This window comes from Streptomyces sp. NPDC023723, assembly GCF_040639815.1.
In the GTDB taxonomy this organism is placed as follows: domain Bacteria; phylum Actinomycetota; class Actinomycetes; order Streptomycetales; family Streptomycetaceae; genus Streptomyces.
In genome coordinates this window covers 1-22,590 of sequence record NZ_JBFAAP010000077.1, presented here as the reverse complement: position 1 = coordinate 22,590, position 22,590 = coordinate 1, and the positions used below count along the sequence as shown (strand labels likewise).

The window sequence follows — 22,590 nt, the reverse complement described above, 5'->3', positions numbered from 1 at the left end:
AAAGTCGTGGACGCCGATCGTGGACGCCGGTTCAGACGGAGGCGACCGGCGCGAGCCGGCCCAGGACGTCGAGGGCGAGGCGCCGGGCGAGGGGCACCTTGTAGGCGTTGTCCCGCAGCGGTTCGGCCGCGGCCAGCTCCAGGTCGACGGCGCGTTCGAAGGCCGCCGCCGTGGGTGCGACGCCGACCAGCGCGTCCTCGGCCCGCCGGGCCCGCCACGGCCGGTGCGCCAGGCCGCCGAAGGCCAGACCGACCCGCTCGACGACCCCGTTCTCGCAGTGCAGCACGGCGGCCACGGAGGCCAGCGCGAAGGCGTACGACGCCCGGTCCCGGGCCTTGCGGTAGCGCGACGGCAGCCCGCCGGTGGCCGCCGGCAGCAGCACCGAGGTGATCAGCTCGCCCGGGTGGATCTCGGTGTCCTTTTCCGGGCGCATACCGGGCAGCCGGTGGAAGTCGGCGGCCGGCACACCGCGGGCGCCGTCCGGGCCGCGCAGCTCCACCCGGGCGTCGAGGGCGGCGAGCGCCACCGCCAGGTCCGAGGGGTGGGTGGCGATGCACTGGTCGGAGTGGCCGAGCACCGCGTGGTCCCGGTGCACGCCCTCGAGAGCGCCGCAGCCGGTGCCGGGCTCGCGCTTGTTGCAGGGCTTGGCCAGGTCCTGGAAGTAGGGGCAGCGGGTGCGCTGGAGCAGGTTGCCGCCGGTGGTGGCGGCGTTGCGCAACTGCCCGGAGGCGCCCGCGAGCAGCGCCTGCGACAGCGCCGGGTAGCGGTCGCGGACCACCGGGTGCGCGGCGAGGTCGCTGTTGCGGACCATCGCGCCGACCCGCAGCCCGCCGTCGGGCAGTTCCGTCACGTCGGCCAGCGGGAGCCGGGTGACGTCGATCAGCGCGGTGGGCGCCTCGACGCCCAGCTTCATGAGGTCGACGAGGTTGGTGCCGCCGCCGAGGTAGCGGGCGCCAGGCCGGGCGGCGAAGGCGTCGGTGGCCTCCTCGACGCTGCCGGCGCGGACATAGGCGAAGGGCCGCACTCAGATCACGTCCTCTACGGCGTCGACGATCCGCGGATACGCGCCGCACCGGCACAGGTTGCCGCTCAGCCGCTCCCGGATCTCCTCGCGGTCCAGCGGCACCGGCCGGCCCGAGGGCGTCGCCGGGTCGGTGACGTGCGAGGGGTGCCCGGCGTTGGCCTCGGCGACCGCGCCGAGCGCGGAGCAGAGCTGGCCCGGGGTGCAGTAACCGCACTGGAAGGCGTCCCGGTCCAGGAACGCCTGCTGCAACGGGTGCAGGTCCTCCCCGTGGTCGCCGAGTCCCTCCACGGTGGTGACCTCCGAGCCGTCCAGGGTGACGGCGAGCAGCAGGCAGCTGTTGACGCGCCGCCCGTCCACCAGGACCGTGCAGGCTCCGCACTGGCCGTGGTCGCACCCCTTCTTGGCCCCGGTGAGCCCGAGATCCTCGCGCAGCAGGTCCAGCAGGACCCGGCGGTGGTCGACGCAGAGGGTGTGGGGTTTGCCGTTGACCCGGACATGGGTGTCCGAGCGTTCGGGTACGGCGGCTGCGGTCGTGTCGTGGCTGTCCATGGCGCGATGACCTTCCGGGACGGGCCGGTACGGCTGTCCAGTCCGCGTATCCAGGTTGTCCCGCCTGACACGTCCCGTCCGGCGGCCACCGCGGCCGGGCCGCCGCGGCGGCCCGCGGGAGCCGTCCGGTGTCGCGGACCGCGTGCTCCGGGCGGTCCGGCGGGCGCTCAGCGCTCCTCGGACCGGGACCGGCCGGGGTCCGGGTCCGCCGGGTCGCCGCCCGGCGCCGTGGACCGGGCCGCCGACGCTCCCTTCAGGCGCTCCAGGCCCCGGGTCAGCGCGCGCAGCGGCGACGCGGCGCGGGTCTCGGCCGGCTCGGCGCGGACGGCCGGCAGCGTCCCGGCGGATTCGCGCAGCGCGGCCAGCGCCTCGCCCGCGCGTTCGGCCGCCTCCCGGTACAGGTCCCGGGACTGGGTCATCGCCTCCAGCGCCTCGGCGTACATCGCCACCAGCCGGCGTTCGCGCTCCAGCTCCTCCTGGAGCGTCAGCAGCCCCCAGTCCTCCCGCAGCGCGGTGAGCGCCGGCTCGCCGCCGTCCGGCAGCGGCCTGGCCAGCGCGGCGAACCGCCGTACCGTCGCGGTCAGCTCGGCGGGCTCGGAACCGTCCAGGAAGACGCTGCGCACCGAGAGGTCGCCCGGCTCGGCCGGGGCCGGGGTGCCGGGCAGCACCACCGCGCCGCCCCGCGGCATCTGGACGCCGAACTCCTCCAGCGCCCAGTTCACCACCCGCAGCTGCTGCGGGGCCGCGCGGTGCTCCACCACGCGGTGGCGCAGGCTCGGCGGCAGCCACCGCACCAGCGGGATGCGGCCGCGGTGGTCCGGGGTCATCGCCTCGTGGACCACGACGTGGATCAGCCAGGCGTCGCGCCCGGCGTCCCGCAGCAGCCGGCGTACCGCCTTGTCGTCCTCGGGCAGCGTGTTCAGGCCGCGCAGCCGCAGGCCGGTGGCGGCGTCCCGGTCCCAGGTGACGTCCGGGTCGTCGGGCCAGAACATCCCGGCGGGGGAGGGCCACGCCTGGTCCCAGTGCTCCTCGGCCTCCGCGATCAGCGTCCACTCCTGGGACCCGGCCGAACCGGCCCCCAGGGTCAGCCGGGCCCGGACGGTGACGTCCGGGTCCACCCGCCAGCGAGCCTCGAAGATCCGGTCCCCAGTGTCCTCCCCGTCCCGCGGCAGTTCGCGGAAGTCGTCGACGACCCCGCTGTCCTTGTGCTGCCGCAGGGTCCGCAGCAGGACGTTCCGCGCGGCGGTTCCGACGTGGCGGCCGCGGGCCGGCCACACGGTCGGCGGAATCGTGGGGCGATCGGTCGATGAGGTCGGCATGAGTCCATCTGGAGGGCGGGGGCACGTGCGCAGGCCCAGTATCGTCGCCGCCGGCCGCGGCGGATCACCCGGGGTGCGCCGACGCGCCGGGACACCCCGGCCGGCCGGGCGCGGACCCGCGCGGCGACGGGGAAGGCGGGCGGCGGCGGGAGGAAGTACCCGGCCGGCCGCCCGGCACCCGAAGGGGCGACCCGATGAACCCGCGCCTCGACGGCCAGGAGGCGCGCAGGGCGGTCGAGACACTGTCGAGACACCGCCCGGCACCGACGCCCTCGGCGACACGGTCCGGGCCGACGGCGGTCACGCCGCCCCGGTCCCGCCGTGCCGCGGGTCTCTGCCCGCGGGCCGGTGCGCCGCTGCGGCTGGGCCGGTCCGGTGGGGTCCGGGGCCGTCGGTGCTGTCCGCGGCAGCACCGACGCCCTCGGCGAGCGACACGGTCTGGGCCGACGGCGGCCAGGCCGCCCTGGTCTGGCCGTGGCGCGGGTCTCTGCCCGCGGGTCGGTGCGCCGCTGCGGCTGGGCCGGTCCGGTGGGGTCCGGGGCCGTCGGTGCTGTCCGCGGCGCCGGACTTCCCGGCGGTGCCGGATCACTGCCCCCGGATCACTGCCCCCGGATCACTCCCCCCGGTCCGCGCGCCGCCGGTCCGCCTCGTCCCAGGCCCGGGTGTCGCGCGGCTCGACGTACGGCTCGTGGTCGGCCGGATGACCGCCGTCGATCACCCGCTGCCGGGCCAGCTCCGCGTCGAACTCCAGGCCCAGCAGGATGGCCAGGTTGGTCACCCACAGCCAGACCAGGAAGATGATCACGCCGGCCAGGGTCCCGTAGGTCTTGTTGTACGAGCCGAAGTTCGCCACGTAGAACGCGAACCCGGCGGAGGCGACCAGCCAGATCAGCAGCGCCACCAGGCTGCCGGGGGTGACCCAGCGGAAGCCGCGCAGCCGGGCGTTCGGGGTGGCCCAGTACAGGACCGCGATCATGAGGATCACCAGCAGCACCAGAACCGGCCACTTGGCGATCGACCAGACGGTCACCGCCGTGTCGCCCACCCCCAGCGCGGTGCCCGCCTGCTCGGCCAGCGAGCCGGTGAACACCACGATCAGCGCGCTGGCCACCGCCAGCACTAGCAGCACCACGGTCAGCAGCACCCGCAGCGGCAGCACCTTCCACACCGGCCGCCCCTCGGGCACGTCGTACACGGCGTTGGCCGCGCGGATGAAGGCGGCCACGTAGCCGGACGCCGACCACACGGCGCCGAGCACGCCGACCACCGCCAGCACCGAGCCGAGACCGGCCTTGGCCTGCAACTGCCGGATCGCGTCGGTCAGCACGTCCCGCGCCGATCCCGGGGCCAGTTTCTGCACGTTGTCCAGGACCTCCTGGGTGGCCGACTGCCCGGCGATGCCGAGCAGGGAGACCAGCACCAGCAGGGCCGGGAACAGGGCCAGGATGCCGTAGTAGGTGAGGGCGGCGGCGCGGTCGGTCAGCTCGTCGTCCTTGAACTCCTTCACCACCCGCCGCAGCAGCGCGGTCCAGGAGCGCTTGGGCAGCTCGGTGGGGGAGTCCGGGGCGGCGCGCTCGGTGGCGCTGTCCGGGCCGAAGTCCTCGTGGGCGCCGCCCGGGGCGTCGTCGTCGCGAGCGGAAGAGTGTTTCCCGCGGTGGGGCATGTGGAGTCGGGCCATGGACGCCGAGTAGCCCGTCCGGCGCCGGACACGCCCCCGGGGACCCGTCCGGGTCGGGGCGGGCCTGTCCGCGCTCCCGCCACGGGCAGGACCGCCGGCACACGGCCGCGAACGGCCATAGACACCCGCAGTATGCCGCACCGAGGGCACGTGTCTCTGGAAAATGCCAAAGCCTCCACCCGGCGCGCGCACTTTCCGTAGTGTCCCGGTCACGTTGACGGAACGGCTGTGCGAGAAGGGGCCTCGGCGTGCGGGGAGGGGTTTCGGCGTGCCCGGAATAGACGAGAGCCTGCTGGAGGCGATGCGCCTGCCCGGCGCGCGCGGGGCCTGGCTGGTCGACTGGATCAGCGGACTGGCCCTGGGCGCGGTGGGCGACGCGCCGGGCGGCGACGCGGAGGCGACCGCCGCGGAGAGCGCCGAACTGGCCCGGCACGCCGCGGAGAGCGGCTCGCTCGCGCCGGCCGGGCCGGACGGCGCGGCCGGCGAGGAGCCACCCGTCGAGGACATGATCGTCACCACCGGCGACGCCTACCATCTGATCCGGTTCGTCCCCACCCCCTTCGACAGCACCGTCTTCCTGCACCTGTGGCTGGACCGCAACGACGGCAACCTCGCGCTGGCCCGGATCCGGCTGGGCGAGACGGCGGCCCGGCTGGTGCTCGGATGACGGCCGGGACGACGCCGGCCTGGGCCGCGCACGACACCACCTCGGCCGCGCTGGGCGCGCTGGCCGCCGAGGGCGCCACCGGCGCCCTGACCGGCGAGCGGGGCGTCTTCTACCTCACGGCCGGCCGGGTGGCGCACGTCGAGTCCGCGCACACCCCCGACCTCGGCGTGCTGCTGGTGCGCGGCGGGGCGCTCACCGAGGACGGCTGGTGGGCGGCGATCGACCGGGACGGCGCCCGGCACCGGGTGGCCCGCCGGCTGGTGGACGACGGCCGGCTCGCCGCCGGCGCGCTGGAACTGTGCCACCTGGGCGCGCTGTTCGACGCCGCCTACTTCGCCCTCGGCCACGACACCCGCGCGCACCGCTTCCGGCCCGGCGCCGCGCACTGGCTCGGCGTGGTGCGCCCGGTGCCGGTGCGGACCGTGCTGCGCGAGTCACGACGCCGCCGCGACCTGCTGCACGACATCTGGCCCGACCCGCTGGTCGACGTCGCGCCGCTGGCCCGGGCCGCCGCCGCGGAGCCCGCCGCCCTGCCGGCCCGGCGCGGCCGGGTCCTCGCCCTGGTCGACGGTGTCCGTACCGCCGCCGACATCGCCGTGGCCCTGGCCTGCCGCACCTACCACACCCTCGTCGAACTGCGCCGGCTGGCCGCCGACGGACTCGTCACCACCGCCGCCCGCGTCCCCGCGCAGGCCACCGGGTCCGCCCCGGACCCGTGCGGTGCCGCCTGGGACGACCCCGACGCCGCCCTGCTGCGCCGGCTCCGCGACGCCTTGGAGGCCCTGTGATCCGCGCGCGCCGCCAGCGTGCCGAAAGGAGACTGCTGATGGCCGTCGAGAGCGACGTCCTGGCCGAACTGCACCGTCTGCGCCACCGCGTGCCCCAGCTCACCGGCTCACTCGCCGCCACCGTCGACGGACTGGTCCTCGCCCACGACGCGCCGGGCACCGAACCGGAGGGCCTGGCCGCGCTCACCGCCGCCGCCCTCGGCGTCGCGCACCGCACGGCGGACGCCACCGGCCGCGGCGACTTCCGCGAACTGCTGCTGCGCGGCGCCGAGGGCTACGTCGCCACCTACGCGGCCGGTCCGGCCGCCGTGCTCACCCTGCTCGCCGAGGACCGCGTCAACGTGGGCCGGCTGCACCTGGAGGGCCGGCGCAGCGGCGTGCGGATCGGCGAGCTGGTCGCCGACCGCGCCCGCGGGGCCCGTACCGCCGAGGCCCGGCCCGCCGACGACGACCGGACCGGCGCCGGGGAGGCGGCCCCCGCCCCCGTGGACCCGGCCCGCCCTATCGGCACGCTGCCGGTGCGCACCCCGCAGCGGCCCACCCGACCACCCCGTCCCCCGGCCGGCGACCGGCGCCTGCCGAACTGATCCGCCCGGTCACGACGAAAGCTCGATCACCACGAAAGGGAGACCCACTCATGGCCAACCTGGAAACCGCGCTCAAGGAATGCCTCAGCACCATCGACGGGGCGTCGGCCGCCGCGCTCGTCGACTACACCAGCGGCATGGCCCTGGGCACCCTGGGCGGCACCAAGGACTTCAACCTGGAAGTGGCCGCCGCCGGCAACACCGACGTGGTGCGGGCCAAGCTGCGCACGATGGAACTCCTCGGCCTGAAGGAGGAGATCGAGGACATCCTGATCACGCTGAGCAGCCAGTACCACATGATCCGTCTGATCAAGGGACGCGGCGGCAACGGGCTCTTCCTCTATCTGGTGCTGGACGCGAGCCGGGCCAACCTGGCGATGGCCCGCCACCAACTGCGCCGGATCGAGAACGAACTGGAGGTCTGAGCGCGCCGCACCGCAAGCCGCCCCGGGCCCCGGGCCCGGAGCGGTTCGCCCTCCCCGCGCCGAGTCCCCCGCGGAACCTCAGGGGTCATGTCCCGCCCGGAGCGGGGAAGTCGGTCCGGCATGAAGCCGACGACAGCGGCCCGCGCGGCACTGGTCCTCGCCCTGCTCTCCGGCACGGCCGGATGCGGGGGAGACGGGGAGGGTTCCGAACTGCCGGACGCGCGGGGAGCGTTCCAGGTGCCGTCCGGCACCCATCTCGTGATCACCACGGAGAACGGGGTGACCCTGCGCCCCGGTGACGGCGACGAGGTGGCGGTGGACGACCGGGCCGGCCACCGCTGGACCCGCCGGGACGGCGCGGACGACGACGGGGACGGCGACGACGACACCCGGGTGCTCGACCTGGACTGCGCGGGACGGGACGGGCGGTGCCCCCGGATGCCGCGGGTGGAGATACCCGACGGGGTCTCCGTCACCGTCACCGCCCGCAACGCGGGCATCGACGCCGCCGGGATCACCGGCGCCCTGGACCTGACCACCGTCAACGGGGACGTCACCGTCACCCGGTCCGGAGCCGACGCCGCCGCGGTACGGCTGGCCACCCGCAACGGCTCGGTCCGCGCCACCGCGCTGCGCGCCGGGAAGCTGCACGCCGAGACGGTGAACGGCGACGTGACCCTGGCCTGCGCCACCGCACCGGCCGGGGTCGGCGGGAGCACGGTCAACGGCTCGGTCCGCCTCGCCCTGCCGCCGGACGCGCCCGCCTACCGGGTCACCGCGGCCACCGACAACGGCAGCCCCTCCGTCGGCGTACCCACCACGGGCGACACGGACGGCCGCGTCATCCGGCTCAGCACGGTCAACGGCGACGTCGTCGCCGCACGCGACTGACCCCCGGAAGCGATCCTCCCGGGGGACGGTGACGGCATCGCCGGGCGGTCGGTCAGGCACCGCTCCAGCGGAGCATGTCCTCGCGCTCGACGTACTTCACGCGCTCGCGGCCGTGCGGCTCGCCCTGCGCCTTCTCCGCGGCGTCCAGCCGGTACCAGCCCTCCCAGGTGGTGAACCGGACGCCGTGCTCGGCCAGGAAGGCGTCGACGGCCTCCGGGGCGGGCGCGGCGGGCGTGTGCAGCCGGCCGTTCGCGTGGTCGGCCAGCAGGCTGGCCACCGTCTCGTTGGCGTCGCCCTTGGTGTGCCCGATCAGGCCGATCGGGCCGCGCCGGATCCAGCCGGTGACGTACGTCGACTGAAGGTGCTCGCCGCTCTCCTGGATGACCCGCCCGGCCTCGTCCGGCACCGTGCCGGAGTCGATGTCCCAGGGCAGCTTGGGCAGCTTGTCGGACAGGTAGCCCACCGCGCGGTAGACGGACTGCACGTCCCAGTCGGTGAACCTGCCGGTGCCCTTGACGTTGCCGGTGCCGTCCAGCTCGGTGCGCTCGGTGCGCAGGCCGACCACCTTCCCGTCGGCGCCGAGGATCTCGGTCGGCGACTCGAAGAAGTGCAGGAACAGCTTGTGCGGCCGGTCGCCGACGTCGCGGATGGCCCAGTTCTCCAGGGTCTTGGCGACCATGTCGGCCTGCTTGTTGCCGCGCCGGGTGGCGATCGAACCGTCGTCGTAGTCGATGTCCTCGGGGTCGACGATGACCTCGATGTTGGGGGAGTGGTCCAGCTCCCGCAGCTCCATCGGGCTGAACTTGGCCTGCGCCGGGCCGCGCCGGCCGAAGACGTGCACCTCCAGCGCCTTGTTGGCCTTCAGGCCCTCGTAGACGTTGGCCGGGATCTCGGTGGGCAGCAGTTCGTCCGCCGTCTTGGCCAGGACGCGCGCGATGTCCAGGGCGACGTTGCCGACCCCGAGCACGGCGACCTTCTCGGCCTCCAGCGGCCAGCTGCGCGGGAAGTCCGGGTTGCCGTCGTACCAGGCGACGAAATCGGCCGCGCCGTAGGAACCGTCCAGGTCGACGCCGGGTATGGCCAGATCGCGGTCGGCCGTCGCGCCCGTGGCGAAGATCACACCGTCGTAGAAGGAGCGGAGGTCGTCCAGACTGATGTCGGACGGGTAGTCCACGTTGCCGAAGAGGCGGATCTGCGGCTTGTCCAGCACCTGGTGCAGGGCCGTGATGATGCCCTTGATCCGCGGGTGGTCGGGGGCGACGCCGTAGCGGATGAGCCCGAACGGGGCGGGCATGCGCTCGAAGATGTCGATGGACACGCCGGGCTCGGCGGCCACCTCGGACTTGAGCAGGGCGTCGGCGGCGTAGATTCCGGCGGGACCGGATCCGACGATGGCTACCCGCAGAGGGCGGGGCATGTTCAGGTTCCCTTCGAGCGGTGACAGATCGACTCGACGGGAAGCCTAAGCTAAGGGGACCCTAAGTCGGTACGCGGGTCCGATCTATGAGCTCATAAGGTGAGCTTATGGGATGCGGTGGCGGTTGTTTGGACTCCCCCTGATCGGTGACAGGTGACGCAGGCAGGCGCGCGGCGTCGAGCCTGTTCGCGTCCTGCCGCATGGAGGGAGTCCCCGTGAACGATCCGAACCGCTGGCGGGCGCTGTGGGCCACGCTGGTCGCCGGGTTCATGACCCTGCTGGACGTCACGATCGTCGCCGTCGCCCTGCCGTCCATGCAGCGCGAGCTGAGCGCCTCGGCCACCTCCGTGCAGTGGGTCGTCTCCGGGTACGCCCTGGCGTTCGCGCTCACCCTGGTGACCGCCGGACGGCTCGGCGACGCCTTCGGCCGACGGCGGGTCTTCCTGATCGCGCTGGCCGCCTTCGTGGTGTGCAGCGCGGCCGCCGGCGCCGCGCCCACGGTCACGCTCCTGGTCGTCGCCCGGCTCGCCCAGGGCGTGGCGGCCGGCAGTCTGGCGCCGCAGAACACCGCGCTGATCCAGCAGATGTTCCAGGGCGCCGAGCGGGGCCGGGCCTTCGGGCTGTTCGGCGCCACCGTCGGCGTCTCCAGCGCCGTCGGACCGGTGGTCGGCGGCCTGATCCTGGCGCTCGCCGACGGCCCCGACGGCTGGCGCTGGATCTTCTACGTCAACGTGCCGGTCGGCCTGGTCGCCCTGGTGCTCGGCTGGCGGCTGCTGCCCCGGGTGGCACCCGGCCGCCGGGGCCGGCTCGACCCGGTGGGGGTGGCGCTGCTGGGCGTCGGCATCCTCGCGGTGATGCTGCCGCTGGTGCTGGCCGAGGCCGGCGGGCTGAGCCGCCTGTGGTGGCTGTTCCCGGCCGGAGCGCTGATCCTCGTGGGCTTCGTGCGGTGGGAGCGCCGGGTCGCGGCCCGGGACGGCGATCCGCTGCTCGACACCGGGCTGTTCACCGCCACCCGCGGCTACGCCACCGGCGCGGGCCTGGCCACCCTGTACTTCGTCGGCTTCAGCGGCGTCTGGCTGGTCTTCGCGTTGTTCTTCCAGAACGGGCTGGGCTACTCACCGCTGAGTTCCGGTCTCGCGGTGACCCCGTTCGCCGCCGGCTCCGCCGGGGCCGCGGCCGTGGCGGGCCGCCTGGTGGGCCGGTTCGGGCGGCTGCTGACCGTGTGCGGACTGGTCGCCGTCATGGCCGGGCTGGGCGGCACCGCCCTGGTGCTGTGGCTGGCGCCGGCCGGCTCGGTGGCCTACCTCAGCGCCCCGCTGCTGTTCCTCGGCGGCCTCGGCAGCGGCTGTGTCATCTCCCCGAACGTCACGATGACGCTGCGCGACGTGCCGGTCCGGATGGCCGGCGCGGCGGGCGGCGCCATGCAGACCGGGCAGCGGCTCGGCGGCGCCGTGGGCACCGCCGCGCTGCCCGGCCTGTTCTACCTGGTGCTGACCAGCACCCACGACAACTACCGCGAGGCGGTGGCGCTGTCGGTCGGCAGCGGGGTCGCCTTCATGCTGTGCGCGCTGGCCGTCGCCGTCGCGGACTGGCGGCGGGACCGCGCCGACGGCGGCCGGCCCGGCCCCGCGGAGCCGTCCCACAGTCACGCCCACGCGAGCCACGACTGAACCCGGCCCGTCCGGTGCCGTCGCCCAGCAACGGCCGGCCGACGGCGGTCGGCCGGCGCGATCGGTCAGTGGCGTTTGCCGAACCGGCGCAGCAGCCCCTGGGCCTGGGCCCGGCGGCGCGGGTCGGCGGCGGCCCGGCGGACCTGCTCCGCCGTCCGGCGTCCCTGCGGACTGCGCGCGTACCGCTTGATCCTCTCCAGCAGTCCGGCCATCACGTGCCTCCTGTGGTCTCCCGGCGGGCGGGCTGCCCGCGCAGGGACCGCCTACCCGGCCCGGCACCGCTCACCCCGGCGGCCCGGGGACGTTTCCCCGCGCCGGAGCGGGAAACCCGCAGGGACAGCGAACGATCCGCAACCGATGTGACAGCAGAGGTGGAACGACCGTGGCAGGCACCGAGAAGTCCAAGGCCAAGTCGGAACAGACCAAGGGCAAGGCGAAGGAGGCGGTGGGGCGGGCCGTCGGCAACGAGCGGCTGACGGCCGAGGGCCGCGCCGAGCAGTCCAAGGGCGACGCGCGCCAGGCCAAGGAGAAGACGAAGGACGCCTTCCGCCACTGAGGCACTGAGTCACTGGAACGCCGACGGAACCCCGGCGCCCCTGACGGGCGCCGGGGTTCCGTACGTCCGGGCGGCGGCGAACGGTTCAGGGCACCGGCTGCTCCGCCCAGATCACCTTGCCCGCCGGGGTGTACCGCGTGCCCCAGCGTTCGGCGAGCTGGGCGACCAGGAACAGGCCCCGGCCGCCCTCGTCGGTCATGGCCGCGTACCGCAGGTGCGGCGAGGTGCTGGTGCTGTCGGCGACCTCGCAGATCAGGCTGCGGTCGTACAGCATCCGGACCCGGATCGGCTCCGCCCCGTGCCGGATCGCGTTGGTGACCAGCTCGCTGAGGATCAGCTCGGTGGTGAACGCCAGTTCCGTAAGGCCCCACTCGGACAGCCGCCGGGTCACCGCGGCCCGTACCTCGCCGACGGCCGCCGGATCGGCCGGCACCGGCCACTGGGCGACCCGGTCCGCGCCGAGCGCCCGGGTGCGCGCCACGAGCAGGGCGATGTCGTCGCCCGAGGCGGCCGGCGGCCGGGCGTCGAGCACCGCGCGGCAGGTCTCCTCGGGCGACGGCCCGGCCGCCGCCAGGGCGGCCCGCAGCTCCGCCAGCCCCTCGTCGATGTCCCGCTCCCGGTCCTCGATCAGCCCGTCGGTGTAGAGCACCAGCCGGCTGCCCTCGGCCGGCCGCAGCTCGGTCGCCTCGAAGGGCAGCCCGCCGAGCCCGAGCGGCGGTCCCGCCGGGACGTCCACGATCTCGACCCGGCCGTCGGGATGGACCAGGGCGGGCGGCGGATGGCCGGCCCGGGCGACCGTACAGCTGCGCGAGACCGGGTCGTAGATGGCGTAGAGGCAGGTCGCGCCGGTGACGGGGGCGCTGTCCCCGGCGGCCGACTCGGCGCCCTCGTCCTGGTCGATGCGGCCGACCAGCTCGTCCAGCAGGGCGAGCAGTTCGTCGGGCGGCAGGTCCAGCGCGGAGAAGTTGTGCACCGCCGTGCGCAGCCGCCCCATGGTCGCCGCGGCGTGCAGCCCGTGCCCGACGACGTCCCCGACCACCAGGGCCACCCGGGCCCCGGACAGCGGCAGTACGTCGAACCAGTCACCGCCCACCCCGGCCCGCGCGGGCAGGTACCGGTAGGCGATCTCCAGGGCGTTCTGCTCGGGCAGGGTGCGCGGCAGCAGGCTGCGCTGCAAGGTCACCGCCATGCTGTGCTCACGGGTGTAGCGGCGCGCGTTGTCGATGGAGACCGCGGCCCGCGCGACCAGTTCCTCGGCGAGCGCCAGATCGTCCCGGTCGAACGGTTCCGGCCGCCCGGCGCGCCAGAAGGTGACCACCCCGAGCTGGAGGGTGCCCGCCCGCAGCGGTACGGCGATCAGCGAGTGGACGCCGTACTCCACCACCCGCGCCGCGCGCTCCCGGTCCTGCGCCTGCCAGCCGTGCGCCCGGGTCAGGTCCGGTTCGAGGACGGCCCGGCCGGTGCGGATGGCGGCCGCCTGCGGGGTGGAGGCGACGAAGTCGATGCGCCGGCCCGGCGGGAACAGGGCGGTGTCCGCCGCGGTCCCGCTGACCGCGGTCCGCAGCAGCGGGCGCCCCGGCTCCGGCGGGCCCCCGGTGAGCACCGCGTCGGACAGGTCCACGGTGGCCAGGTCCGCGAACCGCGGCACCGCGAGGCCGGCCAGTTCCTCGGCCGTACGGGTGACGTCCAGGCTGGTGCCGACGCCCACGCCGGCGTCGTAGAGCAGGTCGAGGCGGGCCCGGGTGGTCTCCGCCCGGCCGGACAGGGCGCGCAGCTCGGTGGAGTCGCGCAGCGTGGCGACGCTGCCGGGCGGTCCGCCGCGGATGTCGGTGGGGCGCTGGTTGACCGCCAGCAGCAGGTCCCCGACCCGGTGCACCTCGTCGGTGGCGACCCGGCCGGAGGCCAGCAGCTCGGCCGTGCCGGGGTCCAGGCCGAGGTCGCGCACCCGCCGTCCCTCGGCGTCGGCGGGCAGGCCGAGCAGGCGGTGCGCCTCGTCGTTGGCGAGCAGCAGGGTGCCCTCGCCGCCGACGATGAGCACTCCTTCGCGGACCGAGTGCAGCACCGCGTCGTGGTGTTCGTACATCCGGGCCAGCTCGTCCGGGCCCAGGCCGTGGGTCTGGCGCAGCAGCCGCCTGCTGACCAGCGCGGTGCCCGCCGTGGCCAGCACCAGCGCCGCCGCGGCGGTGCCCAGCAGCAGCGGCAGCTGGCGGTGGACGGCGCCGCCCACGCGGTCGGTGGTGACGCCGGCCGACACCAGGCCCACGACGGTGCCGTCGGAGGCCTTGACGGGGACCACGGCCTGGGTCAGCGGGCCGAGGGTGCCGTCGATCTCCTCGGTCACGGTCCGCCCTTCCAGCGCGGGCGCGAAGGTGCCGACGTACGCGCGGCCGATGCGGTCCGGTTCGGGGTGGGTGTAGCGGATGCCGTCGGTGTTCAGCACGACGACGAAGTCCACGTCCGCCGCCTCGCGGGCGGCCTCCGCCCGGGGCTGGAGCACCGCCGTGGGGTCGGGGGCGCGCAGCGCCTCGACGATGCCGGGGGAGTTGGCGAAGGCCCCGGCCACCGCGACCGAGCGGTTGCGGGCCTCGGTGCGGCTGTCGCCCCGGGCCTGGAGCACCAGCGCGACCACCGCCGCCAGCACGAGCAGCAGCAGCACCACCACATGCAGGGCGAACACTTGTCCGGCCAGGCTGCGCCGGGGCAGCGCGGACCGCAGCCCCGGGACCGGTGCGCGCCGCGGCCGGCCGGGACTGCGGGTGGGCCGGGCTTCCGATCCGCCCGGGAGTCGGACCATATGTCCATGTCTACCCTGCCGGGCCGAGTGTGGCGACGCGATGGTCGGCGTTCGAATGTTTCGGCCCCGGTTCCCCTCGTAACAGGTTCACGCCATGTCGTCCGTTCCCCGAACTCATGCGGTGACGGCCGTTGACCCGGACCGTGCGAGTCCGTAACCTCCACCGCGAAATTCGGAAACAGCCTCGAAACTTTCGCTCACCCGGCTTTCGGCCGAAAGGAATGTCATGCATCTGACACACTTACTGAGAGCCGCGACGGCCGGGCTGATCGCCGCGACCGCCCTGACGGCCGCCGCGCACACCGCCGAGGCCGCCGACACGCTCGGCTCGGCCGCGGCCGGCCAGGGCCGCTACTTCGGCACCGCCGTCGCGGCCAGTCACCTGGGCGAGTCCGACTACGCCGCCACCCTGGACCGCGAGTTCACCTCCGTGACGCCCGAGAACGAGATGAAGTGGGACGCCACCGAGCCGACCCGGGGCGGCTTCACCTTCACCGCCGCCGACCAGATCGTGAACCACGCGCAGAGCCACGGCATGGACGTCCGCGGCCACACCCTGGTCTGGCACTCCCAGCTGCCGTCCTGGGTGAGCCCACTGGGCGCCACCGACCTGCGTACCGCGATGAACAGCCACATCACCCAGCTCATGACCCACTACAAGGGCGAGATCCACAGCTGGGACGTGGTCAACGAGGCGTTCCAGGACGGCTCCTCCGGCGCCCGCCGCAGCTCCCCGTTCCAGGACAAGCTGGGCGACGGCTTCATCGAGGAGGCGTTCCGCACCGCCCGCGCCGCCGACCCGGCCGCCAAGCTCTGCTACAACGACTACAACACCGACGGCGTCAACGCGAAGAGCAATGCCGTCTACGCCATGGTCAAGGACTTCAAGGCCCGCGGCGTGCCGATCGACTGCGTCGGTTTCCAGTCGCACTTCAACAGCGCCTCCCCGGTCCCGGCCGACTACCAGGCCAACCTCCAGCGCTTCGCCGACCTCGGCGTCGACGTGCAGATCACCGAACTGGACATCGAGGGCTCCGGCACCGCCCAGGCGACCAGCTACGGCAATGTCGTCAAGGCGTGCCTGGCGGTGAGCCGCTGCACCGGCCTCACCGTCTGGGGCGTCACCGACAAGTACTCCTGGCGCAGCAGCGGCACCCCGCTGCTGTTCGACGGCTCCTACGCCAAGAAGCCCGCCTACAACGCCGTACTGACCGCCCTCGGCGGCACGGGCGGCGGCACCGACCCGGGTACCGGCGCGGCCTGCACGGCCACGTACAGCACGGACGCGCAGTGGAACGACGGCTACAACGGCAAGGTCACCGTCACCGCGGGCACGGCGCCGGTCGGTGCCTGGACGACGACCGTCACCCTGACCGCGCCGCAGAAGGTCACCGCCGTCTGGAACGCCACGGCGACCTGGGACAGCAGCGGCAACGTGATGACGGTCAAGCCGAGCTGGAACGGGAGCCTGGCGGCCGGCGCCTCGACCAGTTTCGGGTTCACCGTCGCGAAGAACGGCAGCGTCGCGGTGCCGACGGTCGGCACCTGCACGGCCTCCTGACCCGGGGCCCGGGGCGCACCGGACGGTGGCGCGCCCCGGGCGGCCGGTCAGCTGAAGGGGTCCAGCGTCAGGAACGCCTTGGCCGGCGCGCCGTCGTGGACCAGCGACTCGTGATTGCCGACGTCGTCGAAGGCGAACGCGTACGCCTTGCCGTCGGCCATCTGGGCATGCACCGCGCGGGCGTAGTGGTTGGTCACCGCGTCCTGGTAGAAGCCGGCCGACGAGGTGTCCGGCTGGTTCGGGTTGGTCAGCAGCGTGGACCGGTTGAAGCCCGCGCACAGGGTGCGTGAGATCGGGCCGCGCACCTGGTCGTTGGGCGCGTCCAGCAGCCGGTGGCAGCCGAAGACGCTGCTCGCGTCCGGCTTCTGGAAGCTGGTGACGACGGCGCCCGCGCTGTTGGTGAAGTTCATGACACCGCCGCTGACCCGCCCGTAGTACTTCACGGCCGGCTGGTCGGTGAACGGGGTGACCGTCAGCGTCGAGGTGGCGTACTTCTGCCAGACCCGGTTGATGTAGTCGTCCATGACCGAGGCCGGCAGCGCGCCGGTCTCCACGCCGTACAGCGGGGACAGCGCCCGCAGCACGGTGCCGTCCGCGCGGGTCTGGATCAGGCCGGACCAGCCGCCCGACTGGGCGCGCAGGGTGCTGAAGAACCCGTTGTAGCCGCCCGCCTTCAGGTGTCCGGTGGTGGCCGTGGTGCCGTCGGCGCGCTGGACGCCGACCGCGTACGGCGCCGAGAACATGTCCACCTGGGTGCTGTTGATCCACAGGCCGGAGTCGTTGAGCGTGTACTCCGACCAGCTGAAGAGGATGTCGCGGTTCGGGTCGCTGGGGTTCTGCACGGCGGGCTGCACCAGCCCGCCGGTGGCCAGCTGGAACACCAGTTTCTGGCCGTAGGAGAAGTAGATCCGGCCGGAGAACTTGGGGATCTGGATGGTCGCCGACTGCCCGGGCCCGGGACCGGCGATCGAGGCGTCGGGGGCCGGGACCGGCGGGGCGCCGCCGGCCGGCCAGGCGTGGAAGGCGCCGCTCGCGTCGGCCCAGCCCTGCCGGCCGGTCGACAGCTCGGTGCCGAGGTCGTAGACGTAGAGCGGCCCGGAGCGGCCGGAGTTGTTGGTGATCTGGAGCGGGATCGTCGCGGGGACCGCGGCTTCGGCCGGGGCGGCGGAGCCGGTCGCGAGCAGGGCGCCCGCCACCGTGGTGGCCAGGGCGGTCGCCGTCGCGGCGAGCCGGTGTCCGAGTCGTCTGCGGAGTCCTTGGAACATGCGCAACCTCCGTACGGGCCCTGGGGGCAGAGCCGCGGAGACGTGGGGGGAAGTGGTGTTGGTACGGACCTGCTGAGAGCGCTCTCAGAGTGCCGGTGGGGTGTGCGCATGTCAACACCGTGCGCAGACCGTGAACGCGGGCTGCTCCGCATGCGTACCGGGACAGGAACGGGGAGCAGCCCGCGGCCCCCGCCTGCCCCAGGTCCGCCGCCGCACACGTCGGCGGTGTCCGAAAAACCGGGGACCGGGAGCAAGTTGACGGCAAGCGAATCGCAACCGCCCCTCGGATGCGTATCGTGAGGTGCCGCGGGCTTCGGCTTCCGCTACTCGGCCCCGGACCGGACGGTGAGGCTCTGTATGACTCCGGCGCGCAGACCCGATGCCGCGGGTTCGTCTGTCCTGTCCACGGTGGCGGACTTCAGGGGCGGCTCGGCGATGATCCCCGCCGCCCGGGACGTCGTCCAGGGATTCGTCGGGCGGCTCGGTGCGGCGGGGGTGCGGACCTCGGCCGGCTTCCTGGACGCCGCCCGCCTGGTCGCCAGTGAGCTGGTCACCAACGCGCTGCGGCACGCGCCGGGGCCCTGCCGGCTGGTGCTGACGCTGGTGGAGGACCAGGTGGAGATCGCGGTGTCGGACACCGGGGACGGCTTTCCCACCTTCCTGCCCCGCGATCCGCTGCGGGTCGGACGGCACGGCCTGGAGATCGTGACCCGGCTGTGCGACGAGGTGATCACCAAGCCGCACGACCGGGGGAAGACCGTGTACGCGCGACTTCCGCTGAGCTGACCTCAGTCGCCGAGGGCCTGGTCGACCGTCGGGTAACAGGCGATCAGGGCGTCCACCCCGACCAGTTGCAGCACCCGCCGCACGGCCTGCCGCGGGGCGGCCAGCCGCAGCCAGTTGCCGCCGGCCTCGGCCGCCTGGTGCGCCGCGATGAACACGTTGATGCCGCTGGAGTCCATGAAGGCCACGTCCGCCAGGTCGACCACCGCGCCCCGGGAGCCCTTCAGGCCGGACAGCAGTACGTCGCGCAGCTGGGCGCTGCCGTCGAGATCCACTTCACCCGCGAGGGTGACGACACAGATGTCGTCGTCCGTGGTGGTACGGGTGATCAGCAGCCGCTCAGGCACCGCTGCGCCCTCGGTGTCCGACACGCTTCCTCACTTCTCGTGCAGGTCCGGCCATGGTTGGTGACCATGATGTTAAGGGTCCGGGGGCCCTTGGTGGGCAACTTGTGGAGGACCGGCTCGACGCGCGCGGGAGCCGTGCCGTGACTAGGGTCTTTTCCTGTGGCGTACACATTCGACGAGCTCGTGCACAAGCGGCGTGCGGCGGACCTGGCGCAGCGCCGGGTCGAACAGTTGCGGGACGCCTACGGCCCGCCCACCCAGCAGCAGTGGACCCCGCGGCAGTCCAGCACCTACGAGACCGCCGTGCGGGCCTGGCGCGACCTCGACCGCGACTGGCGCACCGCGCTGGCCGAGTACGTCAGGGAGCACGGGCGGACGCCGCGCGAGGTCGAGGCGGAAGTCGGCCGGGCGCTGCGGCCGGACGGCGACAGCCCCGGCTGATCCCGGCCGGCCCCCACCCCGGCCGCCGTCCGGCGCGGACCCTCATGAGAGAACAGTGCGGCACCGTACGTCAGGTGCCGCAGGTTCGTTCGAGGTCCGTCAGTCCGGAAGGCCCGCAGATGCGTCAGTTCACCGCCGTCGTCAATCCCGCCGCGGGCGGCGTCGCGGCCTTGCACCGGGTGGCCGCGCTGCTGCGCGCGGCGGGCGCCGGGCTGGAGACCGAGCCCAGCCGCAGCCTGGCCCACGCGGGCCGGCTCGCCCGCGCCGCCGGGCGGCGCGGCAGAACCGTGCTCGCCGTCGGCGGGGACGGCATCACCGGGGCGGTCGGCGGCGCGCTCAGCGGCACCGGCACCCTGTTCGGCCTCGTCCCGGCCGGCCGCGGCAACGACTTCGCGCGCGCCCTCGGCCTCCCCGCCGACCCCGCCGCCCTCGCCCGCCTGCTCCTGCACGGCGCGCCCCGCCCCGTCGACACCGTCGAACTGACCTCCGCCGTCCACGACCGCACCGTGGTGCTGGGCAGCGTCTACGCGGGCGTCGACGCGCTCGCCAACCGGCACGCCAACCGGGCCCGGCTGCTGCGCGGCACCGCCTCCTACTACGCCGGCGCGCTGCGCGCCGTGGCCGGCTGGCGCCCGGCCGGCTACCGCGTCACCGTCGACGGCGAGACGCACCTGTGCCGCGGTTACACGGTGGTGGCCGCCAACTCCGGCTACTACGGCTCCGGCCGCCGCATCGCCCCCGGCGCCCGGCTGGACGACGGCCTGCTGGACGTCGTCATGATCCGGCACACCCCGCGCCGCCTGTTCTTCGCCCTGATGCGCGAACTGGACGCCGGCACCCACGTCCACCGGCCCCAGGTACGGGTGCTGCGCGGCCGGGAGATACGCATCGAGGCCGACCGGAGCGTGCCCTACGGCGCCGACGGCGAGGTCGACGCCGCGCTGCCGGTCACCGCGCGGGTGCTGCCCGGGGCGTTGCGGGTGCTGTACTGAGACCGCACCGGACCTGACCGCCGGTGCCGCCCGCGGCGGGGCGGGTCCGGCACGCGCGTCCGTACCGGTCCCGCCCCGCCGGGAGACACCCGGTCAGACCTGGGTGGTGAAGCGTTCCCACACCCGGTGACCGCCCAGGAGCGTGGTGATCTGCTCCAGGGCCGAGGTGCCGGAGGTGGCGAGGACCACGCCCGGGGCGTCGGTGGGCACCCCGGACGCCTCCAGCGCCGCCTCGCCGCCCGCCCAGGCACCGATCGCCTTGCCGTGCCGGAACGCCTCCGACAGCAGCAGCGCCACCCGAGGGTCGGTGGTCGCCCCGCCGACCGGCGCCGGGTCGGACTTCGCGTCCCGGGCGGTGTACGCGTCACTGCCCGGCGCGGGCACCCCGGCGATCAGCACGGCGTCGAACTCCACCGACCGGGCCGTCACGAACGTGCGCTGCGCGCTCAGCGCGCCGCCGCCCAGCGGGCCGCCGACGGGCGCGACGACCAGCGGCACCATGCCCGCGGTCAGCACCGCCTCCCGCACCGCCGCGACGCCCTCCAGGTCGTCGCCGCCGGTCACGATGCCGATCACCCGGCCCGCGGTGGGCCAGGTCCCGTGCAGCTGGGACAGGGCCGGACTGGGCTGGACGTCGGCCAGCGGCACGGTCGGCTCCGGGGCCGGCAGGCCGAGCCCGGTGGCGACCTGCCGGCACAGCTCGGGGTCGATGTTGGCCAGCACCTGGAGTGTGCGCTCCCGGACCGCCTGCTCGTAGCACTTGCCCAGCTCGAAGGTGTAGGCGCCGACGATGTGCTCCTTCTCCACCGGGCTCATGCTCAGCCAGAACCGGCGCGGCTGGCTGTAGTGGTCCGCGAACGACTCGGGCGCCTCGCGCACCTTGCGGCCCTCCGGCACCCGCACCGGCGCCTCGATGAACGCCCCGGTGTCCGCGCCGGCCGTGAACGGACAGCCGCCGTCCAGGGAGTTGGGCCGGTACGGCGCCACGCCCCGGTGCACCGCCGTCTGGTGCATGCCGTCCCGCAGCATGTCGTTGACCGGCGCGTGCGGCCGGTTGATCGGCAGCTGCGGGAAGTTCGGGCCGCCGAGCCGGGTGATCTGGGTGTCCAGGTACGAGAACAGCCGGCCCGCGAGCAGCGGGTCGTCGGTGACGTCGATGCCGGGCACGAGGTGGCCGACGTGGAAGGCGACCTGCTCGGTCTCGGCGAAGTAGTTGGACGGGTTGCGGTTCAGGGTGAGCAGTCCGACCGGCTGCACCGGGGCGAGTTCCTCGGGCACCAGGTTGGTCGGGTCCAGCAGGTCGATGCCCTCGAAGGTCTGCTCCGGGGTGTCGGGGAAGGTCTGGATGCCCAGCTCCCACTGCGGGTACGCGCCCGCCTCGATGGCGTCGGCCAGGTCCCGGCGGTGGAAGTCCGGGTCGACACCGTTGATCAGCTGCGCCTCGTCCCACACCAGCGAGTGCGTGCCCAGCTTCGGTTTCCAGTGGAACTTCACCAGCGTCGTCTCACCGGCGGCGTTGACCAGCCGGAAGGTGTGGACGCCGAAGCCCTCCATCATCCGGTAGGACCGCGGGATGCCCCGGTCGCCCATGAAGAAGATGGTGTGGTGGGTCGCCTCGGGGTGCAGCGAGACGAAGTCCCAGAAGGTGTCGTGCGCGCTCTGCGCCTGCGGGATCTCCCGGTCCGGGTGCGGCTTGACCGAGTGCACGACGTCCGGGAACTTGATCGCGTCCTGGATGAAGAACACCGGGATGTTGTTGCCGACCAGGTCGAAGACGCCCTCGCTGGTGTAGAACTTCGTCGCGAAACCGCGGGTGTCCCGCACGGTGTCCGAGGAGCCCCGCGAGCCCGCCACCGTGGAGAACCGGGTGAACACCGGCGTCTCCACGTCCGCCGCGAGGAACGCCGCCTTGGTCACGGAGGCCGCGGTGCCGTAGCTCTGGAAGGTGCCGTGCGCGCCCGCGCCCCGGGCGTGGACCACGCGCTCCGGGATGCGCTCGTGGTCGAAGTGCATGATCTTCTCGCGCAGATGATGGTCCTGGAGCAGCACCGGACCGCGCGGACCGGCCTTGAGCGAGTGGTCGGTGTCGTACAGCCGGGTGCCCTGCGCGTTCGTCAGATAGGCCCCGGACTGTGCCTTGCGCGCCTGGTCCGCGCCGGTCGGCTGCCCGGTCGGCGACACGGTGTCCGGGCCGCTCTGGTCGGGCTTGGGCGGCAGCGGTTCGCGGGGCTCGGTGGGTTCGGCCAGCGACGGCGACTCGGGCCCCGGCTTGCCGGGCACGCCGTCCTCCGGGCCGTCGCCCCGCAGGGCGTCGCTGACCTTGTCGGCTACCCGCTTGAGAGGGTTGGCCTCGCTCATACGTCTCATTCCTCCGATGTCGGCCGGCCGGTCGGTGTCGTCGCGGCCGGGGCACGGGTCCCCGGCCGCGCGGCGGGTACCCATGGATGCCGGGATCAGCGCGCCGAAATGGACGGCGGCCCGGGGGGACGGCGCGTCAGACGACCGTCTCGCCGTCGTGGGTGCCGCCCTGGCACTGCTTGAGCCAGCCGCCCTGGCCGTCCCACAGCACCAGCAACAATCCGCCGCCCCTGAGGCACTCGGTGGCGGTGACGTCGGCAGGAACGCGCGCCGTGCCGGCCCGCGCCGGCCCGGCGGGGCAGGCGAGGACGACGGCCAGCGCCGCGATCAGCGCCCAGGACGACTTGTACATGGCAGCTCCCGGCTCCGGGTGACCCGTGCCGTACCAGCCTCACGGTCCCCGGCCCGGGCCGCGACCGGACGCGGGCGGCCGGGGGACCCCCCCCCCCCCCCCCCCCCCGAGAGAGGAGCTACGGGC

General features: G+C 74.3%; 22 protein-coding genes. 11 read left to right on the top strand and 11 right to left on the bottom strand.

Features of this window, described 5'->3' with window-relative positions; genetic code table 11:
* Window positions 1–31: 31 nt before the first annotated feature.
* From AB0G32_RS37630 to AB0G32_RS37615, 4 genes are all read right to left on the bottom strand, one after another.
* Window positions 32–1,024 (bottom strand): xanthine dehydrogenase family protein subunit M, encoded by a 993-nt coding sequence (locus tag AB0G32_RS37630; protein WP_361174512.1) that lies wholly within the window; start codon window positions 1,022–1,024, stop codon window positions 32–34.
* Window positions 1,025–1,573 carry a 2Fe-2S iron-sulfur cluster-binding protein gene (locus AB0G32_RS37625; protein ID WP_361174508.1) on the bottom strand — a complete coding sequence of 183 codons (549 nt, stop codon included), beginning with the start codon at window positions 1,571–1,573 and terminating at the stop codon, window positions 1,025–1,027.
* A 167-nt stretch (window positions 1,574–1,740) separates the two neighbouring features.
* On the bottom strand, window positions 1,741–2,892 hold the full coding sequence (locus AB0G32_RS37620; RefSeq protein ID WP_361174505.1) for a hypothetical protein: 1,152 nt from the start codon (window positions 2,890–2,892) through the stop codon (window positions 1,741–1,743).
* Between the two features lie 613 nt (window positions 2,893–3,505).
* Window positions 3,506–4,570, bottom strand: a complete 1,065-nt coding sequence (locus AB0G32_RS37615) for a YihY/virulence factor BrkB family protein (protein WP_361174502.1) — start codon at window positions 4,568–4,570, stop codon at window positions 3,506–3,508.
* A gap of 268 nt (window positions 4,571–4,838) precedes the next feature.
* On the opposite strand from AB0G32_RS37615, the gene AB0G32_RS37610 reads away from it, so the two are divergent.
* The 5 genes from AB0G32_RS37610 (at window position 4,839) to AB0G32_RS37590 (ending at window position 7,928) form a co-directional block, all read left to right on the top strand.
* A complete protein-coding gene (locus AB0G32_RS37610) occupies window positions 4,839–5,237 on the top strand; it encodes a hypothetical protein (RefSeq protein WP_361174499.1) in 399 nt (132 codons plus the stop codon).
* Window positions 5,234–6,025 carry a hypothetical protein gene (locus tag AB0G32_RS37605; protein ID WP_361174496.1) on the top strand — a complete coding sequence of 264 codons (792 nt, stop codon included), beginning with the start codon at window positions 5,234–5,236 and terminating at the stop codon, window positions 6,023–6,025. The genes AB0G32_RS37610 and AB0G32_RS37605 overlap by 4 nt, the downstream gene beginning before the upstream one ends.
* 38 nt (window positions 6,026–6,063) lie before the next feature.
* Complete coding sequence (locus tag AB0G32_RS37600; RefSeq protein ID WP_361174493.1) at window positions 6,064–6,612, top strand: roadblock/LC7 domain-containing protein; 549 nt, start codon at window positions 6,064–6,066, stop codon at window positions 6,610–6,612.
* A gap of 50 nt (window positions 6,613–6,662) precedes the next feature.
* Entirely contained in the window at window positions 6,663–7,037 is a 375-nt protein-coding gene (locus tag AB0G32_RS37595) for a hypothetical protein (RefSeq protein ID WP_361174490.1), read from the top strand.
* A 120-nt stretch (window positions 7,038–7,157) separates the two neighbouring features.
* Window positions 7,158–7,928 carry a DUF4097 family beta strand repeat-containing protein gene (locus AB0G32_RS37590; protein WP_361174487.1) on the top strand — a complete coding sequence of 257 codons (771 nt, stop codon included), beginning with the start codon at window positions 7,158–7,160 and terminating at the stop codon, window positions 7,926–7,928.
* 52 nt (window positions 7,929–7,980) lie between these two features.
* On the opposite strand, the gene AB0G32_RS37585 is transcribed toward AB0G32_RS37590, so the two are convergent.
* Window positions 7,981–9,345, bottom strand: coding sequence for an FAD-dependent oxidoreductase (locus tag AB0G32_RS37585; protein ID WP_361174484.1), 1,365 nt, complete (start codon window positions 9,343–9,345; stop codon window positions 7,981–7,983).
* A 215-nt stretch (window positions 9,346–9,560) separates the two neighbouring features.
* Here AB0G32_RS37585 and AB0G32_RS37580 point away from each other — a divergent pair, with 215 nt between their 5' ends.
* Window positions 9,561–11,015, top strand: a complete 1,455-nt coding sequence (locus AB0G32_RS37580) for an MFS transporter (RefSeq protein WP_361174481.1) — start codon at window positions 9,561–9,563, stop codon at window positions 11,013–11,015.
* Window positions 11,016–11,080: 65 nt separating this feature from the next.
* On the opposite strand, the gene AB0G32_RS37575 is transcribed toward AB0G32_RS37580, so the two are convergent.
* Complete coding sequence (locus AB0G32_RS37575) at window positions 11,081–11,227, bottom strand: hypothetical protein (protein ID WP_361174478.1); 147 nt, start codon at window positions 11,225–11,227, stop codon at window positions 11,081–11,083.
* A 170-nt stretch (window positions 11,228–11,397) separates the two neighbouring features.
* On the opposite strand from AB0G32_RS37575, the gene AB0G32_RS37570 reads away from it, so the two are divergent.
* On the top strand, window positions 11,398–11,571 hold the full coding sequence (locus AB0G32_RS37570) for a CsbD family protein (protein WP_361174475.1): 174 nt from the start codon (window positions 11,398–11,400) through the stop codon (window positions 11,569–11,571).
* Window positions 11,572–11,656: 85 nt separating this feature from the next.
* Here AB0G32_RS37570 and AB0G32_RS37565 read toward each other — a convergent pair whose 3' ends face one another.
* Entirely contained in the window at window positions 11,657–14,365 is a 2,709-nt protein-coding gene (locus AB0G32_RS37565; RefSeq protein WP_361174472.1) for a SpoIIE family protein phosphatase, read from the bottom strand.
* A gap of 226 nt (window positions 14,366–14,591) precedes the next feature.
* On the opposite strand from AB0G32_RS37565, the gene AB0G32_RS37560 reads away from it, so the two are divergent.
* Window positions 14,592–15,926: an endo-1,4-beta-xylanase gene (locus AB0G32_RS37560; protein ID WP_361174469.1), complete on the top strand. Its 1,335-nt coding sequence runs from the start codon at window positions 14,592–14,594 to the stop codon at window positions 15,924–15,926.
* A 47-nt stretch (window positions 15,927–15,973) separates the two neighbouring features.
* On the opposite strand, the gene AB0G32_RS37555 is transcribed toward AB0G32_RS37560, so the two are convergent.
* Window positions 15,974–17,191: a glycoside hydrolase family 64 protein gene (locus AB0G32_RS37555; protein WP_361174466.1), complete on the bottom strand. Its 1,218-nt coding sequence runs from the start codon at window positions 17,189–17,191 to the stop codon at window positions 15,974–15,976.
* 408 nt (window positions 17,192–17,599) lie between these two features.
* Between AB0G32_RS37555 and AB0G32_RS37550 the strand changes: the two genes are divergently transcribed.
* A complete protein-coding gene (locus AB0G32_RS37550; protein WP_361174463.1) occupies window positions 17,600–17,977 on the top strand; it encodes an ATP-binding protein in 378 nt (125 codons plus the stop codon).
* A 2-nt stretch (window positions 17,978–17,979) separates the two neighbouring features.
* Here AB0G32_RS37550 and AB0G32_RS37545 read toward each other — a convergent pair whose 3' ends face one another.
* Entirely contained in the window at window positions 17,980–18,345 is a 366-nt protein-coding gene (locus AB0G32_RS37545; RefSeq protein WP_361174460.1) for an STAS domain-containing protein, read from the bottom strand.
* 135 nt (window positions 18,346–18,480) lie between these two features.
* Between AB0G32_RS37545 and AB0G32_RS37540 the strand changes: the two genes are divergently transcribed.
* Both AB0G32_RS37540 and AB0G32_RS37535 read left to right on the top strand, forming a co-directional pair.
* A complete protein-coding gene (locus AB0G32_RS37540; protein ID WP_361174457.1) occupies window positions 18,481–18,762 on the top strand; it encodes a hypothetical protein in 282 nt (93 codons plus the stop codon).
* Window positions 18,763–18,881: 119 nt separating this feature from the next.
* Window positions 18,882–19,754 (top strand): diacylglycerol kinase family protein, encoded by an 873-nt coding sequence (locus AB0G32_RS37535; protein WP_361174454.1) that lies wholly within the window; start codon window positions 18,882–18,884, stop codon window positions 19,752–19,754.
* Window positions 19,755–19,847: 93 nt separating this feature from the next.
* Here AB0G32_RS37535 and AB0G32_RS37530 read toward each other — a convergent pair whose 3' ends face one another.
* Together AB0G32_RS37530 and AB0G32_RS37525 are read right to left on the bottom strand one after the other, a co-directional pair.
* Window positions 19,848–22,112: a catalase gene (locus AB0G32_RS37530; RefSeq protein WP_361174451.1), complete on the bottom strand. Its 2,265-nt coding sequence runs from the start codon at window positions 22,110–22,112 to the stop codon at window positions 19,848–19,850.
* A gap of 136 nt (window positions 22,113–22,248) precedes the next feature.
* Window positions 22,249–22,464: a hypothetical protein gene (locus tag AB0G32_RS37525; RefSeq protein WP_361174448.1), complete on the bottom strand. Its 216-nt coding sequence runs from the start codon at window positions 22,462–22,464 to the stop codon at window positions 22,249–22,251.
* Between the last annotated feature and the right edge of the window lie 126 nt (window positions 22,465–22,590).

What these genes read in the sequence shown, in the direction of transcription:
- AB0G32_RS37525 (WP_361174448.1), bottom strand. Translation starts at nt 22,464, where the DNA reads ATGTACAAGTCGTCCTGGGCGCTGATCGCGGCGCTGGCCGTCGTCCTC.
- AB0G32_RS37600 (WP_361174493.1), top strand. Translation starts at nt 6,064, where the DNA reads ATGGCCGTCGAGAGCGACGTCCTGGCCGAACTGCACCGTCTGCGCCAC.
- AB0G32_RS37575 (WP_361174478.1), bottom strand. Translation starts at nt 11,227, where the DNA reads ATGGCCGGACTGCTGGAGAGGATCAAGCGGTACGCGCGCAGTCCGCAG.
- AB0G32_RS37590 (WP_361174487.1), top strand. Translation starts at nt 7,158, where the DNA reads ATGAAGCCGACGACAGCGGCCCGCGCGGCACTGGTCCTCGCCCTGCTC.
- AB0G32_RS37595 (WP_361174490.1), top strand. Translation starts at nt 6,663, where the DNA reads ATGGCCAACCTGGAAACCGCGCTCAAGGAATGCCTCAGCACCATCGAC.
- AB0G32_RS37620 (WP_361174505.1), bottom strand. Translation starts at nt 2,892, where the DNA reads ATGCCGACCTCATCGACCGATCGCCCCACGATTCCGCCGACCGTGTGG.
- AB0G32_RS37625 (WP_361174508.1), bottom strand. Translation starts at nt 1,573, where the DNA reads ATGGACAGCCACGACACGACCGCAGCCGCCGTACCCGAACGCTCGGAC.
- AB0G32_RS37565 (WP_361174472.1), bottom strand. Translation starts at nt 14,365, where the DNA reads ATGGTCCGACTCCCGGGCGGATCGGAAGCCCGGCCCACCCGCAGTCCC.
- AB0G32_RS37585 (WP_361174484.1), bottom strand. Translation starts at nt 9,345, where the DNA reads ATGCCCCGCCCTCTGCGGGTAGCCATCGTCGGATCCGGTCCCGCCGGA.
- AB0G32_RS37560 (WP_361174469.1), top strand. Translation starts at nt 14,592, where the DNA reads ATGCATCTGACACACTTACTGAGAGCCGCGACGGCCGGGCTGATCGCC.
- AB0G32_RS37530 (WP_361174451.1), bottom strand. Translation starts at nt 22,112, where the DNA reads ATGAGCGAGGCCAACCCTCTCAAGCGGGTAGCCGACAAGGTCAGCGAC.
- AB0G32_RS37555 (WP_361174466.1), bottom strand. Translation starts at nt 17,191, where the DNA reads ATGTTCCAAGGACTCCGCAGACGACTCGGACACCGGCTCGCCGCGACG.
- AB0G32_RS37535 (WP_361174454.1), top strand. Translation starts at nt 18,882, where the DNA reads ATGCGTCAGTTCACCGCCGTCGTCAATCCCGCCGCGGGCGGCGTCGCG.
- AB0G32_RS37615 (WP_361174502.1), bottom strand. Translation starts at nt 4,570, where the DNA reads ATGGCCCGACTCCACATGCCCCACCGCGGGAAACACTCTTCCGCTCGC.
- AB0G32_RS37605 (WP_361174496.1), top strand. Translation starts at nt 5,234, where the DNA reads ATGACGGCCGGGACGACGCCGGCCTGGGCCGCGCACGACACCACCTCG.